This is a genomic window from Methanoculleus receptaculi (genome assembly GCF_033472595.1).
Taxonomy (GTDB): Archaea; Halobacteriota; Methanomicrobia; order Methanomicrobiales; family Methanoculleaceae; genus Methanoculleus; species Methanoculleus receptaculi.
The window spans coordinates 1,497,619-1,514,225 of the sequence record NZ_CP137642.1 but is presented as its reverse complement, the minus strand read 5'-3'; the positions used below and the strand labels follow the sequence as shown (position 1 = coordinate 1,514,225).

Genomic DNA, 16,607 nt, shown 5'->3' with positions numbered 1-16,607 from the left:
TTACGTTCCGCGGGCGTCAGTTCTAGTGATGCGCAGGATATATTACCGGTTTCCCCAATCAATTGACCTGGACTTTGAGATCGCCCGGCCGTTCCGGGATGTCCTGGCCTGCATAGCGCGGTTGAACAACACCCATGCCACCCGGCGCGGCCCCGGGGGTCTCATCAAGGAGCGGGTCGTCATCCAGATCGCGGAAGAGCGGACGCGGTTTGGGGATCTCGATAACCTATCGCCGCTTGAAGAGACGGTCGCCGAGACCGCGGACTTCAGGGTCGACCTTCAGAAGACCCTGCTAACGCCGGATAAACGGCTTCCGGTCTCAGAGAACGTCTTCTACCTCAGGATCGTCGATAAAGGGGCGGTGACCGAGTGCTACGTTGCGAAGGAGGGTTCGCACGGCGACCTTGATGCAATCGATCTGCGAACGATACTCAAGGGTGCCTGCGAGTGAGTCTTGAGATTGCCGTTGCCGCACCGTTCAAGCATATGCGCAAGGAGCGGCTGCAGAAGAGCGAGTTTATCTTCTACGTTGCCATCGACCGGAAATGGATGAACAAGGAGCAGGCGAACCTGCTCCTTGAGCGGGCGATGGAAGAAGGGCTGGTCGAGATGGAAGGGGGAACCATCCGGCCGCTCTTCGATCTCGCTGCGGTCGAGATACCGCTCGGGTTCAAACCCACATCCGATCTCCTGACAGGGGCGGCGACCCCCTGCGACGAACTGATAGCCCGGATCGCTTCCGCGACCGGTAAGCCGGTCCGGGAGATCGCCGCCGAGATCAACCAGGTCATCGACAGCGGCTTTGACGGCAACCTCCGCCTTGAGGCGGCGGTGGTCATAGTCGCGAAGAGGTACAGGGTGCGGTTTGAGGACAAACTGCCCGCCCTGGAGAAGTCGGTTGCAAAGAAGCGGTAGCCGGCCGGTCTCTCCGCATCACTCCTTTGTTTTCCTGTACTCCGCCAGCAGCGCGTCGCCGTATGCCTCGCGCTTCTTTGTCGGGATGTAGTTGAACTCACCCGCCCACCGGAGGAGTTCAGCGCGGATCGCGGCGTCGTCCTTCAGGTCGAGTTTTCGCACGCCATCCATGATGAAGTCCAGCTGGTTTATGCCAGTATCCTTGCCGTCCACCGGGATCGTCCTGATCTTTATGGCGTCGGGCCGGATCCCACCGCAGATGGTGCAGTAATCACCCTCTTTCTCGTTTGTCATCTCCTGTTCACTCCCTGATCATCGTGAGCGACATCTTGAACCGGGTTATGGCCGAGAGCGCATGAGGGACGTTTGCCGGGAAGATGATCGTATCGCCCTCCTGCATCTGGTGCGTCTCGCCCGCGACCCAGACCTCGCACTCGCCGTCAAGGATTGTCACCACCGCGTCATACGGTGCGGTGTGCTCCGAGAGCCCTTCGTTCTCGTCGAACGAGAATATGGTGATGCTCCCTGCCGGTTTGTTGATGATCATCCTGCTTGCAACGGTTCCTTCCTGGTATGCGACAAGGTCCGCCAGGCGGATGACCTTGCCCCGCAACTCTGCACGTTTAGTATCTGGCACTCTTTTTCACCTCGAGATCTTAATCTTTGCCGCCTCCCCGGGCGTAGACAAGCGCCCCCTCCACCGGGCAGGCCTCGGTGCACCTGCCGCAGAGGTAGCACTCGCCAAGTCTGGCGTCCGGGTCGGCCGCCCCTGTGGGGCACGCCCGTTCGCACTTCCCGCAATTGATGCAGGCATCCGTCCGCCGCAGCCGGTAGACCGCCCGTGACGAGACCGGGGCGAGCAGGGCGCCGTAGGGGCAGATGTAGCGGCAGAACGGCCGGTAGAAGAATACCGAGACGAGCAGGATGGCAAGGAAGATGACGAAGGGAACGCTTGCGACCCGGAGGTTGAAGAAGGCCCGGAGACCAAGGCGTGCGAGGAGGTTCACCGAGAACCCCGCTCCGGCGACCAGGATGACGATAAAGACCCCCGCCCTTATCGCCACCTGCCTCCGGTTTGCGGTGCGGCGGTGTTTCTTAACCGGGATCAGGTAGACGAGTTCCTGGACGGCACCCACAGCGCAGACCTGGCCGCAGATTATCCGGCCCGCGAGGAAGACAAGGACGATGAATACAACCAGCCCTATGAGCACCGGCAGGTTCCCGAGGACGACCTCCTGCACCATGAATGGGAAGACCGGTGCAAAGACCAGGAACCCGAGAAGCGCCGATGCTGCCAGGAAGACCAGCGCTCGCCGCCTTGTGAACCGCCTGGAGTACCAGAGCAGGGCGAGGACGGCGAAGGCAAGGTAGGCGTAGACCACTCCTGTGATCATCGGGATTGATCCGGAAGGCATACCCGCTGCCTCACAGGAGCCTGGTTTCGCTCGCCGGCCGAGGGGCCTTTACGACGAGCACCCGGAATGGACGGTCGCTCTCGTTGATCCAGCGGTGCGGGATCTTTGCCGGGCTCTCGACAAGGTGGTCGCGGCCGACGGCTGCTCGCTCGTCGCCTATCTCGACGACTCCTGTCCCTTCGAGGACGTAGAAGAAGACATCCACCGGGGTTATGTGCTTCTTTAACGCCTCGCCGGGCGCAAGGGTTATCACCACCGCTGTCGCGTGCTCGGTGTCATAGACCTTCCTGGCGTCGACATGGTGGGGGTTTTCGTTTACAGGCTCTTTTGATACGTCAACAATCTTCATCTTCATCATCTCCTGATGGTGTTCAACCTTTATAATTTGTCCAGTAGTTTGCGAGGCTCTCCAGCCGCCGGGCCCGCATCTCCGGGAAGGTTGGTTCCGTGCTCTGGACTGCCGGGCAGGAAGGGCAGAGATAGGTCATCTCCCACTCGTCGACGATCTGTCCGCCGGGAAAGGGTGTGCCGACGGGGTGGGCGGGCTCTTCCATGACAAACATGGTGAACGCGGAGAGGAGGTAGTTCAGGTAGAGGCGGCCGGCGTCCTTCTCCTGCGCCTTCGCCGTGCAGGCGCGTCAAGCAGGGGGCCCGGCGGTTCATCCAGCCAGTCTTCGCTGCTGCCGTTGCGGGAGAGGAGGATGAGGCGGTGGTGAGCCAAGATCTCGTCCCGGACGCTTGCGAGCAGGCGGTCGCGGTAGCCTGCCGGGAGACTGTCTACCCTGCGCTCGAACCTGGCGTAGATCGTCTCGAGGTCGTGGAGGTCAAACTTCGACACCTCCCCGGCGATGATCTGGAGAAGATCGCGTTTTGTCTTTGCGCCCTGCATACGGCGGCAGGCCGCCCGGATGCCCTCCAGGGTCACCACCCCCCGGCGGTCTGCAGCCTCTTCGCCGTCCTCGCCGAATGGGTCGGTCAGCAGGTGTATGGCCTCATCATGAGTTCTCTGGTTGGTGTGGCGGTCCCGGTGGAAGAACCTTCGGATTCGGTCCTCCCTGGAGGAGTATGATCCGTGCGAGGGTTTAAGGCTCGTGTAACTCTCGTAGTAACAACAATGGATGACCTGATCCGCAACCTCACAAGGCTCGGGCTGACGGATTACGAGGCCCGGGTCTACGCTGCGCTTGTTGGGATGGGGGAGGGCACCGCCCGCCAGATCCACCTGGCGGGCGGCGTCCCGCGTCCACGGGTCTACGACATCGCCGAAGGGCTTGCCGCCAGGGGTTTCATCGCGATCAGGCAGGGGAGCCCTCGTGTATACGTCCCTGCCGACCCGGCTGTTGTCATCCGCCGCCTCTCGGGCGATCTCGATGCCGCGGCAACGGCCGCGCTGCAGGGGCTCGAGGCTCTCTCGCTTGATGCCCGGTCGAAGAACTCTCCTATCCGGTACGTTCAGGGGGAGTGGGGGATCGGCCGTCACCTGGAGTCGCTCCTTGCCGGCCTCTCCCGCGACCTTGCGGTCGTCTGCCTGGACTATCGTGAGATCGGGGAGTTCGCCCGCCAGATCGCAGATGTCTCGCGCGACCACCCGGTGAGCATCCTTCTCCCGAACGGGAGGCGCGGGATAGGAAGACCGCTTGGGAACGCTTCTCTCTACATCCCGAGGCCTTTCTGCCCCTTCTTCCAGGAGAAGATCTTCGAGCGGATCTACTGCGGGCTGATCCCGGTGGACGGTTCGGCGTTCCAGCTCGACTACATCTTCATCGCTGATGACCGCGCCTGCATGATCGTCTACCGCCAGGACGGTCTCCGAAGCGCTGTGGTGGTCACCCTGCCGTTCATAACCTGCGTCCAGAGAGAGTTTGTGAACCGGATGATCGCAAACGCTGACTGTATCGGCGGCCAGAAGTCGTCCGGTGGGTGAAGACGGTTTCAATCCGGCCGGGTGGACTCCAGCGGTATGTAGGGGGTTAAGGCCAGGACGTCCTTTCTGATGGCATCAAACCCGACCCGTTCGACGAACCGTGCGGTCCTCTCTCCCGGTTCTGCGTTGCTGCGGTAGTACTCCAGGAGCCGGCGGACAAGGTCGAGCGCCTCATCCGATGTGAGGTCTTTTGCGACGAGATCCCCGATCCGGGGGCGGGCGCCGGCGTTGCCGCCGAAGATGACCCTCCAGCCTTTTGCCGTCCCGAGAAGCCCGATGTCCCGGAGGTAACTCTCGCCGCAGGAGCGTGGGCAGCCTGAGACACCGATCTTGACCTTTGCCGGCATGTTCAGGTCCTGGTAGATCTCCTCGATCTTGAGCCCGAGACCCAGTGAGTCCTGTTTGCCGTACCTGCAGGTCTCGGTCCCGGGGCATGCCTGGACGTAGTGAACGCAGGGGGCTGTTGCCTGGCCCACGGTCATCCCGAGTTCGTTCCAGATCTTCTCGACATCCTCTTCCTTTATACCCACGAGCACCATCCGCTGCCCGGAGGTCATCTTGATGATCGGGATGCTGTAGCGCCGGACGACCTTGATGATACTCTCAAGGTCCTCGGGGCTGACGATCCCGGCGGGGGTTCTCGGCACGATCGCGTATGTGGCGCCGTCTCTCTGGAGGATTCCTCCTCTGGGTCGATTCTCCATTTTGTCCCATCCTTTCCGGCAGCGTGCAGGGGCTTGCGCCGGATACGATCCAGCCATTGTCCCTGGAGAAGGAAAAACCTGCTGTCACGCTACAGGTTACACGACCGCCCCCCCGGGATGCCGGGGTGGCCGGGGTCTTTTGCGGTAGACCGGCGGGGGATCTCCTCTTCGCATGGAAAAGACGTTGCCGGGGGTGTGATTGTCGATACGGTGCCACGGAGATCTGGCAGTCTCTTCGCGGCCTAACGTGACACTCCTGAAAGATCCTGCATCCGCCCCCGTGCACGGTCTCCGGTGCTATCGCCAATCAACTGCCCGCCCCCTTGCAGGGGGCGGGAGGAGGCCGCAAAGCGGCCGGGTGGTGGGGGTGATCCAGCAAGAGAGGTTTTCAGTGACACGTCGAGACAGGGGCGGGGGATGTTCCACCCCCTCACCCTCAGCCCCTCCCCAGGGGGGCGATTCTCCATCGATACAGTGCCAGGGAGGGCATCAACCACCGTGCCGGTGGGGTCAATCGTCAAGATCCTGTTTCCTCTTCCCGTGCACGGTATGGGGCTATCATCTCGCACTGCTCGCCAGAGACGGTTTGGTGGTCGGCGATAGGTGTTTCAACGCGAGTGACTCGATGGCGCCGGTTAACTGGTTTTGAGGGTCTTTTTTGTGCATGCTGCCGGGGAAAGGCGGCGTGTTAATGTCAAAGAATCGTTGATCTGGCGGTTTTCCGGCGTCAACAACCCTTAAGTATTTTCAGCGAGGAGAGTTTGTCAAAAGCGTCTCCCAGAACTATAACGTCCTGAGGGCACTGCAGTAGTGATACTTATGTCAGATGATCGTATTCATGCACTTCCTGCTGTCCGGCGGCTGCTCGGGAACCCGGTTTCCAGGAGCATGCTCCGCTTCGTTACGCAGGATGATGATTGCGGAGATCGTCTTACCAACGCCATCCGCTGCTACCAGGGTTCGAGTGATGGATTGTGCTGGAGGTGCAGGCTGGCGGGCCGGATGGTGGGGTATACACTCCACCAGAGCAGCCAGATCTTCGGGGTGAACGAGGACGATATAAAGAAGGGGCTTGATGAACCGGTCTTCGTGCGGGGACTCAAGAACGTGCTCGAGGGGATCGCGCGTTACGGCATCACGATGCCGCAGATCGTGAACGCTCCCTTCCTGGTGGTCTGGGACTTCACCCACCGCTGCAACCTGAGGTGCACCCACTGTTACCAGGATGCGCAGAAGGCGCTACCCCGTGAGCTCGATACCGAGGAGGCAAAACGTCTGGTGGAGGAACTTGCGGATGCCGGTGTGGTTGTGATTGCCTTCTCCGGCGGGGAGCCGCTGATGCGAAAGGACTTCTTCGAGGTGGCCGCCCACGCCCGCAAACACGACCTCTATGTTGCGCTTGCCACCAACGGGACGCTCATCACCCCGGAGATGGCCGGGCGGATACGTGATGCCGGCATCGAGTACGTGGAGATCTCGGTTGACGGGAAGGACGCGGCGAGTCACGATGCCTTCCGCGGGATGCCGGGGGCGTTTGACCGCACCATCGCCGGTATACGGAACTGTGTGGAGGCGGGGCTCTACACCTGTATTGCAACCACGGTGACCCGGGCAAACTACGATCAGGTCCCGGATATATACCGACTTTGCATCGAACTCGGTGTGAAACGGTTGATGTGCTTTAACTTCATCCCGACGGGGAGGGGGGTGGAGATGGCCGACCAGGACATACCTCCCGATGAGCGGAGGGACCTGCTGCACCGCATCCTTGCGTGGACGCGTGATGGCAGCGGCCCCGAGGTTCTCTCCACAGCGCCCCAGCTTGCTTCTGTGGCGCTAGAGGAGGAGAGGGGCGGGGTTCCCGTCGGCCACTTCTACGCCGGGGATGCGATCCAGGGCCGGACGGCCCTCCTCGCCGACTTCATCGGCGGCTGCGGTGCGGGGAGGATCTACTGCAGCATCGAACCTGAGGGGGATATCCAGCCCTGTGTGTTCATGCCGATCAAGGTCGGGAACGTGCGGGAGAAGCCGTTTATTGAGATCTGGCACTCCTCGGAGGTGCTGAAGGATCTGCGGGACAGGAGTCATCTCTCCGGCGCCTGCGCCGCCTGCGAGAACCGCTACGTCTGCGGTGGCTGCCGCGCCCGTGCATGGGCATACTTCGGTGACCTACATGCACCAGACCCGGGGTGCGTCAACAACCGCCGCTGCTGGGAGGAACTCAGGGGGCAGGAAGGGCAGGCGCTGCGGCGGCATCGGAGCGGAGGTGACTGTTTGGCAACCGCCTGACGAGACCCCCACCGCCGTCAGTATGCCCCGGCCATCCCAAATACGAACGCCGCGATGATGGCGGACATGACGAAGAGCGCGGCAATACCGACGAACCAGAGCACGACGAAGAGAACCATATGCAGGGCGTTTGCCTCGCGGTACGGGATCTCCCCGGTGTTCATCCGTTTTGCTGTTGCATAGGCATCGTAGATGCCGTAGATGAAGACGACCAGGCCGGGGATGACGAAGAAGAGGGAACCTACAATCGTCCCGAGGAGGATGAGAAATCCCCGGCCGATATCCCCGTTGTAGACCTGGCCGAGACCCGGAAAGATGAAGGAGCAGAGCGCCGCGATACCCGGGCTCTTCCCGGAGCCTCTGAGTCTGACCCCGCAGTTCGGGCAGATCTCCGCGTTTTTGCTGATCAGTTCGTTTCCGCATTCGGGGCAGAAGTTTGGCACCAAAACACCATCCTGTGATTACGAAGGATTATGCCGTTAACGCCGAAGATATACGTTCCGGTTTCGTGCGGCAGGCGCGGGAGCGGATCTTTTGCCGGCGGCATCCCGCCGCCCGACTCGATACAGGCAGTCTTTTATGGGATTGGCTGGTATATTCATCATAATGACTTGCCTGGATGGCGGGGATGCGGTCTCGGAGGTCTTGAGCACAATCCTGATGGTGGTGGTCGTGATCCTGCTTGCGGCGATAGTGGGGTCGCTGGTCTTCGGGATATGGCCGCCGATGGAGCCGTCGATAACGATGGCGACGGCGACCCGGTCGGGGGAGAACGTAACGTTCATGGTTCACGGCGGGACGGACGTTGACCGGGTCACAAACATCACGTGCTGGATAGGCGGCCCCGGGGCAGGGAACGAGGAGTTTCCGCTGGAGGCGAAGGTGGGGTATTTCGAGATCCGGCGTCTGCCGGAACCGACCCGGATCGTGATCGTGGGGACGTATCCTGACGGCAACTCGATGGTCCTCTTTGATGAGGTGGTCTGATGGAATCTCCGGGTGCCGCGTCCCTGAACCCCCGGGGCGGGTGCTCTGGCTTTCAGCAATTCGCTTCAAAAGACAGCATATTTCAACACGTATGCAGCAGTTGCTGTCATCAATCAGGGCGTGCATTAAGGTTTTTTACCGATTCCGAGGCCGCTTTGTGGGTTTTCATCCCTGAATGACAGCAGTGCGGAGAACACCCAGCTGTATGCAACCGTCCGAAAGTGTCACAGAAACAGCTATCGGGTGTTTTCAATTTTGCTGAAAACATCTACCTGTACATAATATATCTCAATATATATGATAGCATTTCCAGTACAGCCTCTTTATTTCACGTTTTCTCACTGACAGCAACTGCTGTAATTCCGCTTGAAAACTGCTGAAAATGCTGTCAGCGTCATGCCCCCCCGGCAGCCCCGCCCGCTATAGCGGGAAGATGGTGTACTGGATGTACCAGATGTACTGCACCACCGGTATCCAGAAGTGGTAGCCCTCCCAGCAGGATGTGGCGAACCGGAAGTCGACGACGAGTTCCCAGGCGAGGGGGAGGAGCATCAGCACCGGGACGGTGTAGGCGATGGAGCGTGGGGAGGCGCGTCTGGCGAGAACGGCGATGTAGAGTATGGCAGCGCCGGCGAGGAAGATAAGTGTGAGGGTCGTGATGAACGTGATCTGGGCTGCCGGGCTTTTGCCGGCGATGACCTGGAGGACGATGAATATGAGGGGGAGGTCGATGACCACGAGCCAGAAGAGGGTTCTGAGCGCTTCCCGGACGCCGTCAGCATCGAGGCCGGCGTGTTTGAGCGCATACACCCCTATGACGAGCATGGGGAGGTAGGCCGGGGAGATGTAACGCATGTCGGGGACGATCCCGGGGCTTGCCTGGATCCAGGGGAGGGACCGGGCGTAGGAGAGCATCACGAGGGCGGCGGCGAGGGCGAAGAACGCAAGGAGCCTTGCGTCGCGTGAGCCGATCCCGGTCGGTCTGTGGCGGATGAGGGCGTAGATGACCGCAGCGGCAAGGAGTATGGCGAAGAACGAGATGGGGGAGACCTGGAAGAACCCGGCCGATATGCTGTTTGAGGGCTCAAAGAAGGTACGGATGAGGCCGGAGAGGCTATCCCCCCCGCCGCGAAGGGTGTAGTGCCCGAGAAGGGTGCTCCAGAGACTCTCCGTGCCGGAGGGGAGGGCTTCTCCTCCGGAGACGGCATACCCTGCCGTCCAGGGGAGGATGAGTGGGTTGCCGGAGAGCCCAAGGTTGTTTACAAAGAGTGGGAGGGCACCGATGGGGACGCCGGCGACGGCGAGAACGGCGTGCCCGATCTCCCGGCGGCCCTTCTTTGCCGCAAGGATGATGCCGAAGATGAAGAACCCTGCGGCGAGCGCGGGTCCAAGTTCAGGCCGCGCAAACGCCGTCCACCCGACGGCGATGAACGACATAACGAGGTAGAGCGGGTTATCCCGCGATATGTAGAGTGTGAAGAAGTAGATCGCGACGGCAAAGAGGAGGGCGACAAGCGCGTGATCCTTGGCGTTTCCCGACCAGAAGAGGTAGGAGGAGCAACAGACCGTGGCGGCAAGCCCGAAGACCCCCCAGCCATCCGAACCCAGCACCTCCCGAAAGATCAGGAAGGCGATGACCCCGAGGAGGGCGAAGGCGATGCTGTTTGTAAACACTACAGCAGCAACCTCGGGGTAGACGGAGACGTCGTAGGGGTGCACACCCCTCACAAACCAGAACTGCCGGTATAGCGCGGCGTTGAGTACGAAGAGCACCCCCCAGGAGATGATCCCGGCCCACGTCCAGGGGATCCCCCGCCAGCGGGCATACTGCGGGAACCAGAACTCGATCATGAGGAGGAGTCCAAGCAGCAGGGCGGACCAGAGGAGGATGACGACAAAGCGGAAGTCGTCGCCAAACATGGAGAAGAAGTGGTAGGCGGGCAGCGAGACGACCGGCAGGGCAAGGGTGTAGCAGAGGGTGTTGTGGTGCGACGCGGCGTAGCCGCCGTCACCGTAGGGGGTGTAGCCGAAGAGGGGGTCGCCGCCGGTGACGAGGTGGTTTAACTGGTTCGCGGTGATCCATTCGTCGGTGAGGTAGAGGGCGGGGTAGCCGATGGATAATGAAACGAGAAAAACCAAGGTAAACAGGGTAAGGCCGATCTTATAGTGGGTATCCATAAAAAAAAGGTTATACGAATGTGTCCAGTACAACCTGATCTGATCCATCCGAAAAGTGTGCCGCAACGACTACGTGGTCTCTCTCGGCTGTGCCGGTAAATGTCCAGTATGATCCTACCGGAATCTTGCCAGCAACCCATTCAGACTCGTCGGGAACACCGGCTGTAGATGTCAATGTGCCCCCTGTTTCGCCCCTCCAATAGTAATACATTGGTGCATTGCGAGATACATCTATTCTGAGATAGGCAACACTGTTCGAATCAGCACCGCCCTGGTACGTGACGATGATATCATTACCCTGCTGGGTTGCCGTAGCCGCAACATTCTTTGTGGTCTGGATGTTTCCCGCCATCCCGAATACGAACGCCGCTATCACCGCGGCCAGGATCACCGTGATGGCGACCATAAGGATAACGCCTATGACCGGCGATACCGCATCTTCATTCTCTCTGAATTTCATCATACAACCTCCGTGACCCCACGCCACCGTCGCGGGCATGGAGTCAGTAGAGAAACTAATTTTTGAAGATATATAACGATGTCGCAGTGATTCTTTCACGAAAAATTTGTTCCGGAATTCCGGGGTTGTGTGGAAAAATCTTTCCGGCATGGGTGGTCTGGTGACCGGAATATGCGACCGGGAAAACCCGCTCCCGGCGGCGGGGTGCAAATCCATCCCGCAGGTTTTTCCGTAACAACCGCGCGACCGCAGCGCCTCCCGCCGGTTAAATGCCAGGGATCAACAATCCATGGCAGTTAAACGCCCGCACCCCACCCCACTCCAGCAGCGGGATCCCTTACCCTGCGGTGAGGCCAGGGTCACCTGCCTGGCAGATGATGGGGTGGGTGCGCGGGCAGGACGTGTGCGGGATCGAAGGCTGAAGGGCGGGTTGATGCCCGCCCCGTCTACTCTGTTTCACCAAAGACGTCTTTCCCATGGGGCGGGCGAGTGTCTGGCGATTGGCCCGGATACCGTGTCCTGGGCTGAGGCGGGATCTTTGGGGGGGTGTCAGGTGAGACCGCGAAGAGACTGCCAGATCCCCGGAGACTGTATCTATGGGGAATCGCCCCGCGGGGGTGGGGCTCGCCGGGGCGGGGGTGGAACATCCCCCTCCCTGTCTCATGCGTCTCCCGTTGAACGGTTTTCGCTGGAACACCCCCACCTCCCGGCGCTCCGCGGCCTCCTCCCGCCCCCTTCCGAGGGGGCGGGCAGTGTCTGGCGATTGGCCCGGATAGAGTGCACGGGGAGTAGAGGCAGGATCTTTGGGGGGGGTGTCAGGTGAGACCGCGAAGAGACTGCCAGATCCCCGGCAGTGCATCGATGGGATATCGCCCCGCGGGGGTGGGGCTCACCGGTGGCGGGGGTGGAACATCCCCCTCCCCTGTCTCCTGTCTTAGCCGTTGAACGGTTTTCGCTGGAACACCCCCACCTCCCGGCGCTCCGCGGCCTCCTCCCGCCCCCTTCCGAGGGGGCGGGCAGTGTCTGGCGATTGGCCCGGAGACCGTGCCAGGGGACGAGATAGGATTTCGGCAGGGTGTTCACATCAAGCCGTGGAGATGCTCTTCCCCGGCAGTGCATCGATGGGATATCACCCCGCGGGGGTGGGGCTGACGGGGAGGGGGTGGAACATCCCCCTCCCCTGTCTCATGCGTCTCCCGTTGAACGGTTTTCGCTGGAACACCCCCACCGCCCGGCGCGTTCCGCGCCTCCTCCCGCCCCCTACAAGGGGGCGGGCAGTTGATTGGCGGATTGGCCCGGTGGCCGTGCCAGGGGACGAGACAGGATTTCGGCAGGGTGTTCACATCAAGCCGTGGAGATGCTCTTCCCCGGCAGTGCATCCATGGGATATCGCCCCGTGGGGGCGGGGGTGGAACATCCCCCTCCCCTGTCTCATGCGTCTCCCGTTGAACGGTTTTCGCTGGAACACCACCACCTCCCGGCGCGTTCCGTGCCTCCTCCCGCCCCCTTCTGAGGGGGCGGGCAGTTGATTGGCGGATTGGCCCGGATACCGTGTCCGGGGAGTGGAGGCAGGATCTTTGGGGGGGTGTCAGGTGAGACCGCGAAGAGACTGCCAGATCCCCGGCAGTGCATCGATGGGATATCGCCCCCGCGGGTGTGGGGCTCGCCGGTGGCGGGGGGTGGAACATCCCCCTCCCCTGTTTCCAGTGTCACTGAAAACCCTGTCTCCTGTGTCAGCCGAAAAACCTCTCTCGCTGGATGGACCCCCACCTCTGGAATGTTCTCTGCCGGTGAAACCCCGGCCGATCCTCACGCCCACCCCGAAAGGCGCGCCGCCGGTCTGGATTTCGTCAGGACTCCTATTTCAGCCGGTCATACCCTCCGGGCCGCCTTCGACCCGGATTATGCAAAAAAACTCCAGCCGTCTCGAAGAGCCGGTCTCTCGATATAAACCTCCTCACCTCTCCCGCGGCGGGAACCGGATCGTCACCCTCCCGTGGCCCCCGCGCTCGAATACCGCGTCGGGCTGGAGCGCCCTCGCATACCCGGCCAGGTACGGCCCGGCAACCCGTGCGTCCGCAAAGGTATCCCTCACCGCCGCCGCCGTACAGTCGATGGTGAGGAGAACGCCCCCCTCCGCGGTCTCCGTCGACTCAGAGGGTACGCCCCAGGTGAGGAGGAGCCCCTCCATCAGGGTCGGCGGATCGAACCGCTCCTCGGCGTGAGAGAGAAGCGCCGTCCCGTCCTCCTCACCCAGCCTCTCCGCGATGGCGGCGACCCGCTCCATAAGCCCGGGAGGGGCGTCCTTCAGCAGCCGCCGCAGCAGTGACCCGGTAACGTTGCGTTCCCTCAGCGACCGCGCTACCTTGATAAGCTGCCAGTCCCGGGCAAACGATGTACCGGTCCGCATCTTACCCTCTCAGTATGCCGTACGCCATCACGCAGAGACCGATGATCACAACCACGTGGGAAAAGACCATCGACCAGGCAAGGATGAACTCGTCAAGCGTAAATATGCTCACAAGATCGGCGAAGGTGATCCCCACCACCAGCGTAAAAAGCCCGTAGATGAAGAGCAGCAGGGTAGGCTGCTTCACGATCCTGTATGCGTTGTAGATGATGCCTATAAGCAGCACTCCAAGAAGGAGTGTCACGATCGCGAAGATCTGCTGAATCATCTCAACCTGCAATATGTTCATGTCTGCTCCTTTATCCTTCTCACCGAGATTATAGTCTGGATATCCCGCACCCCCGGATGGCTGGAGAGCGGGACCAGGATATCCCTCTTTAACTCGGATATGTTCTGCACCCGCACCCTGGCGAAGAAGTCGCCGGGCTCAAGCACCTCGTAGAGGTCAAGGACGGCCGGGATATCCCGCATGAACTCCTCAACGTCCGACTTCGCTTCCGGCTGGACCCTGATGTTTAGAAAGACTATCAGTGTATTCTCAAAGCATTTCTGGTTGATGACTATCGTGAACCGCTCGATGATGCCGGCTTTCTTAAGTTTCTCGATCCTTTTAAAGACCGTCGACGGTGCGATTCCAAGCATTGAGCCAAGTTCTGCCATGGACTTCCTCCCGTCTTTCTGGAGCTCGCGAAGAATCGCATCGTCGATCTCATCCATTGTAGACTGGTTGAATGTTTTTGAATATTAAAATTGTGTTTTGTCTGGATGGGTTGAAGGATTTATATCGCATTTTTGATGAATTATCAAGACCAAAGCGGTTTTCCCACCGATTCTCCCCGCCGGGAAGAGACCGGTTTTCCGTGGGTATTATGGAAACGATTCTCTGTTTCAGCGAAAATCTGGGAAAAGATTTTCATCGACGGTAGATAAACCTCCCACCGGGATTGACCACCCTGACCTCACCGGCGTCACCCACCGCCTCCCGGATTGCCGTATCTATGAACTCCCGTGCTGCGCAGAAACTCTCCCGCAGAGCCATCCCCCTCGCCAGGCATGCCGTCAGCGCCGCGGAGAAACAGCACCCCGAGCCGTGCACCGCGTAGTGGTAGCGCTCACCCGAGACTTTCATCTCCCCCTCACGCTCGACCAGTATATCGACCGCCTCACCGCCGGGAAGGTGCCCCCCCTTCACCACCACCGCCCCGGCGCCGAGATCCAGGATCCGCCAGCCTGCCGCGGCCATACCCTCCACCCCCTCGATCCGCATCCCGGCAAGAACCTCCGCCTCCGGGATGTTCGGCGTGACGACGCTTGCACGCGGCATCAGGACCTCCACCAGGTCGCTGATAGCATCCTCCTCGAGCAGCCTGTGACCCGATGTCGAGACCATCACCGGGTCTATCACAGAGATTGCCCCCTCCGGCAGGCTCTCCGCGACCGCCCGGACGGTTGCGGCGTTCCCGAGCATCCCGGTCTTCCAGGCGCCGATTGCAAACCCCTCAGCGACCGTCTCAATCTGCGTTCGAACAGCCTCCGGCGGGAGCGGCCAGGCCGCCCGCACCTCTCTCGTGTTCTGGGCGGTCACGGCCGTGACGACCGTCAGCCCGAAGACCCCGAGTTCCACAAACGTCTTCAAGTCCGCCTGGATACCCGCCCCGCCCCCAGAGTCGGAGCCGGCGATGGTGCAGGCGGCGACCATCCTTCCAGCCGTCATACCTCTGTTGTCGCCCGGTACACGCTTGAATCTTTGCCCGCCATCTCATTTATCTCGTATCCGAACCGACCAGATCTGCAATGGATGCAGAAGAGATCGCCCGCCGGCACCTCGCCGACGGCATCCCTGATGACGAGATCGTGCGCCTCCTCTCCCGGGAGGTCATATCGATCAAGCGAAACCGCGTCACCCCCGAATACACCGAAGCGTTCGCCAGGGCGGTCGTCACAGAGGTCCGGAACTCGACCGGGCTCTCCGGCGACCTCTTCACATTCGAGCCCTCCGGGTCGACGATGGGCGAGTTCGGTGTCGGTTCACGCGGAGCCGGGGACTTCTTCGCCCACCGGCAGATTGCACGGATCATCGGCCGACCCGATGTCGCCGTCGGGGTCGAGGAGATGGACGATGCCGGGGCGGTGAGCGCCGGCGGCGATTACATCGTCGTCACCGTCGACGGGATGCACTCCCGGCTCTCAGACTTCCCATTCCTTGCCGGTTTCCACGTCACCCGGGCGACGCTGCGTGACGTCTATGTCATGGGCGCAAAACCCGTCGCCCTCCTCTCCGACATCCACGTCGCCGATGACGGCGATGTGGCCAAGGTATTCGACTACACCGCCGGCGTCACCGCTGTAGGCGAGGCGATGGGCGTCCCCCTGGTCACCGGTTCAACCTTGCGTATCGGCGGGGACATGGTCCTTGGTTCCCGGATGACCGGTTGCGTCGGCGCCGTCGGTGTCACCAGCCACCTCACCGCCCGCGAGGAGATCGCCCCCGGCGACGTCCTCCTGATGACCGAGGGCGCCGGCGGCGGGACGATCGCCACCGCCGCTATCTACTCCGGTTTCCCGGAGGTCGTCGAGGAGACGATCAACCTCCACTTCCTCAGGGCATGCGAGGCTCTGATTGGAAGCGACGCCCTCGCCGGTGTCCATGCCATGACCGACGTCACGAACGGCGGGCTCCGGGGCGACGCCTACGAGATGGCCGAGACCGCCGGCTGCCGGATCGTCGTCGTCGAGGACGAACTCCGCAGCCTTGTCCGGCCAAACGTCCTTGCCATGCTCGATGCCCTCGAGATCGATTACCTGGGCGTCTCCCTCGACTCCCTCCTGGTTGTCGCGCCGCCGGAGAACGCGGCGGAGATCAAGCAGGTCGTCGGGTCCGCGGGGGTCGCCATGAAAGAGATCGGCTTCGTCGAGGAAGGAGCCGCTGAATCGGTTCTCATGGTCAATGGCAGGATACGGGACTTCTCCCCGAAGTTCAGGGAGTCGGCCTACACCCCTGTGAAAAAAGTGGTGGATGCGGAGAAGAGGGATTTTGAGGAGATGAAGGCCGGTGTCCGGCGTGCGGCTGATGCAGCGATAGCAAAGAAAGAGCGGATGCTTGCCCGGCTCCGGTCTTCGTGAGGAGGATACCATCTGGTGGACCATTTCATCTAACATTTCACGTGCAGTGTTGTCTCTCGCGTTGAGCGCGAAGCCGCGATCTCCTCCCCCCGTCACCCCTGGCGACTCCCGTGTGGGGTGGACGATCACGCCCATGAAATGGTCGGGCTCATCTCAAAACTGCCTGGGCGATAGAAGAACTCGGGGAGTCGGCGCACACTCA

Annotated in this window: 20 protein-coding genes; 6 read left to right on the top strand and 14 right to left on the bottom strand. The window is 61.3% G+C overall.

Going from position 1 to position 16,607, the window contains the following annotated elements; translation table 11 throughout:
- Positions 1–28 precede the first annotated feature (28 nt).
- On the top strand, positions 29–451 hold the full coding sequence (locus tag R6Y96_RS07770; RefSeq protein ID WP_318620717.1) for a hypothetical protein: 423 nt from the start codon (positions 29–31) through the stop codon (positions 449–451).
- Positions 448–915, top strand: coding sequence for a DUF2240 family protein (locus R6Y96_RS07765; protein WP_318620715.1), 468 nt, complete (start codon positions 448–450; stop codon positions 913–915). Before R6Y96_RS07770 ends, R6Y96_RS07765 begins: the two co-directional genes overlap by 4 nt.
- 18 nt (positions 916–933) lie before the next feature.
- Here the strand turns inward: R6Y96_RS07765 and R6Y96_RS07760 are convergent, their stop codons facing one another.
- From R6Y96_RS07760 to R6Y96_RS07735, 6 genes are read right to left on the bottom strand one after another with little or no spacing between them, the layout of a single operon-like run.
- Entirely contained in the window at positions 934–1,209 is a 276-nt protein-coding gene (locus R6Y96_RS07760; RefSeq protein ID WP_318620714.1) for an NAC family transcription factor, read from the bottom strand.
- A 7-nt stretch (positions 1,210–1,216) separates the two neighbouring features.
- Positions 1,217–1,552, bottom strand: coding sequence for a cupin domain-containing protein (locus tag R6Y96_RS07755; RefSeq protein WP_318620713.1), 336 nt, complete (start codon positions 1,550–1,552; stop codon positions 1,217–1,219).
- A 19-nt stretch (positions 1,553–1,571) separates the two neighbouring features.
- Positions 1,572–2,330, bottom strand: coding sequence for a 4Fe-4S binding protein (locus R6Y96_RS07750; protein WP_318620712.1), 759 nt, complete (start codon positions 2,328–2,330; stop codon positions 1,572–1,574).
- Positions 2,331–2,340: 10 nt separating this feature from the next.
- The gene (locus R6Y96_RS07745; protein WP_318620711.1) at positions 2,341–2,679 is read right to left on the bottom strand and encodes a cupin domain-containing protein; all 339 of its coding nucleotides are present in this window, start codon (positions 2,677–2,679) and stop codon (positions 2,341–2,343) included.
- A gap of 22 nt (positions 2,680–2,701) precedes the next feature.
- Positions 2,702–2,920 carry a DUF2115 family protein gene (locus R6Y96_RS07740; RefSeq protein ID WP_318622506.1) on the bottom strand — a complete coding sequence of 73 codons (219 nt, stop codon included), beginning with the start codon at positions 2,918–2,920 and terminating at the stop codon, positions 2,702–2,704.
- Positions 2,917–3,255, bottom strand: coding sequence for a DUF2115 family protein (locus R6Y96_RS07735; RefSeq protein ID WP_318620710.1), 339 nt, complete (start codon positions 3,253–3,255; stop codon positions 2,917–2,919). Before R6Y96_RS07735 ends, R6Y96_RS07740 begins: the two co-directional genes overlap by 4 nt.
- A 189-nt stretch (positions 3,256–3,444) precedes the next feature.
- Here R6Y96_RS07735 and R6Y96_RS07730 point away from each other — a divergent pair, with 189 nt between their 5' ends.
- Complete coding sequence (locus R6Y96_RS07730) at positions 3,445–4,254, top strand: TrmB family transcriptional regulator (protein ID WP_318620709.1); 810 nt, start codon at positions 3,445–3,447, stop codon at positions 4,252–4,254.
- An 8-nt stretch (positions 4,255–4,262) separates the two neighbouring features.
- Here the strand turns inward: R6Y96_RS07730 and R6Y96_RS07725 are convergent, their stop codons facing one another.
- Positions 4,263–4,958, bottom strand: a complete 696-nt coding sequence (locus R6Y96_RS07725) for a nitrite/sulfite reductase domain-containing protein (RefSeq protein ID WP_318620708.1) — start codon at positions 4,956–4,958, stop codon at positions 4,263–4,265.
- 819 nt (positions 4,959–5,777) lie between these two features.
- Here R6Y96_RS07725 and R6Y96_RS07720 point away from each other — a divergent pair.
- Positions 5,778–7,247: a radical SAM/SPASM domain-containing protein gene (locus tag R6Y96_RS07720; protein ID WP_318620707.1), complete on the top strand. Its 1,470-nt coding sequence runs from the start codon at positions 5,778–5,780 to the stop codon at positions 7,245–7,247.
- Positions 7,248–7,264: 17 nt separating this feature from the next.
- Here R6Y96_RS07720 and R6Y96_RS07715 read toward each other — a convergent pair whose 3' ends face one another.
- The gene (locus R6Y96_RS07715) at positions 7,265–7,690 is read right to left on the bottom strand and encodes a zinc ribbon domain-containing protein (protein ID WP_318620706.1); all 426 of its coding nucleotides are present in this window, start codon (positions 7,688–7,690) and stop codon (positions 7,265–7,267) included.
- Positions 7,691–7,853: 163 nt separating this feature from the next.
- Here R6Y96_RS07715 and R6Y96_RS07710 point away from each other — a divergent pair, with 163 nt between their 5' ends.
- Entirely contained in the window at positions 7,854–8,234 is a 381-nt protein-coding gene (locus tag R6Y96_RS07710; protein ID WP_318620704.1) for a type IV pilin N-terminal domain-containing protein, read from the top strand.
- 420 nt (positions 8,235–8,654) lie between these two features.
- On the opposite strand, the gene R6Y96_RS07705 is transcribed toward R6Y96_RS07710, so the two are convergent.
- From R6Y96_RS07705 to thiD, 6 genes are all read right to left on the bottom strand, one after another.
- Complete coding sequence (locus R6Y96_RS07705) at positions 8,655–10,373, bottom strand: hypothetical protein (protein WP_318620702.1); 1,719 nt, start codon at positions 10,371–10,373, stop codon at positions 8,655–8,657.
- Positions 10,374–10,422: 49 nt separating this feature from the next.
- The gene (locus tag R6Y96_RS07700; protein WP_318620701.1) at positions 10,423–10,875 is read right to left on the bottom strand and encodes a type IV pilin N-terminal domain-containing protein; all 453 of its coding nucleotides are present in this window, start codon (positions 10,873–10,875) and stop codon (positions 10,423–10,425) included.
- 1,954 nt (positions 10,876–12,829) lie between these two features.
- Positions 12,830–13,282 (bottom strand): hypothetical protein, encoded by a 453-nt coding sequence (locus tag R6Y96_RS07695; protein WP_318620700.1) that lies wholly within the window; start codon positions 13,280–13,282, stop codon positions 12,830–12,832.
- A 1-nt stretch (position 13,283) separates the two neighbouring features.
- Positions 13,284–13,571: a hypothetical protein gene (locus R6Y96_RS07690; RefSeq protein ID WP_318620699.1), complete on the bottom strand. Its 288-nt coding sequence runs from the start codon at positions 13,569–13,571 to the stop codon at positions 13,284–13,286.
- The gene (locus R6Y96_RS07685; protein ID WP_318620698.1) at positions 13,568–13,999 is read right to left on the bottom strand and encodes an Lrp/AsnC family transcriptional regulator; all 432 of its coding nucleotides are present in this window, start codon (positions 13,997–13,999) and stop codon (positions 13,568–13,570) included. Before R6Y96_RS07685 ends, R6Y96_RS07690 begins: the two co-directional genes overlap by 4 nt.
- A gap of 196 nt (positions 14,000–14,195) precedes the next feature.
- Entirely contained in the window at positions 14,196–14,996 is an 801-nt protein-coding gene (thiD, locus tag R6Y96_RS07680; RefSeq protein ID WP_318620697.1) for a bifunctional hydroxymethylpyrimidine kinase/phosphomethylpyrimidine kinase, read from the bottom strand.
- Positions 14,997–15,076: 80 nt separating this feature from the next.
- Here thiD and R6Y96_RS07675 point away from each other — a divergent pair, with 80 nt between their 5' ends.
- Entirely contained in the window at positions 15,077–16,405 is a 1,329-nt protein-coding gene (locus tag R6Y96_RS07675; protein WP_318620696.1) for an AIR synthase-related protein, read from the top strand.
- Positions 16,406–16,607 lie beyond the last annotated feature (202 nt).

Coding starts and splice junctions, on each gene's coding strand:
- R6Y96_RS07725 (WP_318620708.1), bottom strand. CDS start 4,958: ATGGAGAATCGACCCAGAGGAGGAATCCTCCAGAGAGACGGCGCCACA.
- R6Y96_RS07770 (WP_318620717.1), top strand. CDS start 29: ATGCGCAGGATATATTACCGGTTTCCCCAATCAATTGACCTGGACTTT.
- R6Y96_RS07760 (WP_318620714.1), bottom strand. CDS start 1,209: ATGACAAACGAGAAAGAGGGTGATTACTGCACCATCTGCGGTGGGATC.
- R6Y96_RS07695 (WP_318620700.1), bottom strand. CDS start 13,282: ATGCGGACCGGTACATCGTTTGCCCGGGACTGGCAGCTTATCAAGGTA.
- R6Y96_RS07730 (WP_318620709.1), top strand. CDS start 3,445: ATGGATGACCTGATCCGCAACCTCACAAGGCTCGGGCTGACGGATTAC.
- R6Y96_RS07750 (WP_318620712.1), bottom strand. CDS start 2,330: ATGCCTTCCGGATCAATCCCGATGATCACAGGAGTGGTCTACGCCTAC.
- R6Y96_RS07685 (WP_318620698.1), bottom strand. CDS start 13,999: ATGGATGAGATCGACGATGCGATTCTTCGCGAGCTCCAGAAAGACGGG.
- R6Y96_RS07690 (WP_318620699.1), bottom strand. CDS start 13,571: ATGAACATATTGCAGGTTGAGATGATTCAGCAGATCTTCGCGATCGTG.
- R6Y96_RS07720 (WP_318620707.1), top strand. CDS start 5,778: ATGTCAGATGATCGTATTCATGCACTTCCTGCTGTCCGGCGGCTGCTC.
- R6Y96_RS07675 (WP_318620696.1), top strand. CDS start 15,077: ATGGATGCAGAAGAGATCGCCCGCCGGCACCTCGCCGACGGCATCCCT.
- thiD (WP_318620697.1), bottom strand. CDS start 14,996: ATGACGGCTGGAAGGATGGTCGCCGCCTGCACCATCGCCGGCTCCGAC.
- R6Y96_RS07710 (WP_318620704.1), top strand. CDS start 7,854: ATGACTTGCCTGGATGGCGGGGATGCGGTCTCGGAGGTCTTGAGCACA.
- R6Y96_RS07745 (WP_318620711.1), bottom strand. CDS start 2,679: ATGAAGATTGTTGACGTATCAAAAGAGCCTGTAAACGAAAACCCCCAC.
- R6Y96_RS07700 (WP_318620701.1), bottom strand. CDS start 10,875: ATGATGAAATTCAGAGAGAATGAAGATGCGGTATCGCCGGTCATAGGC.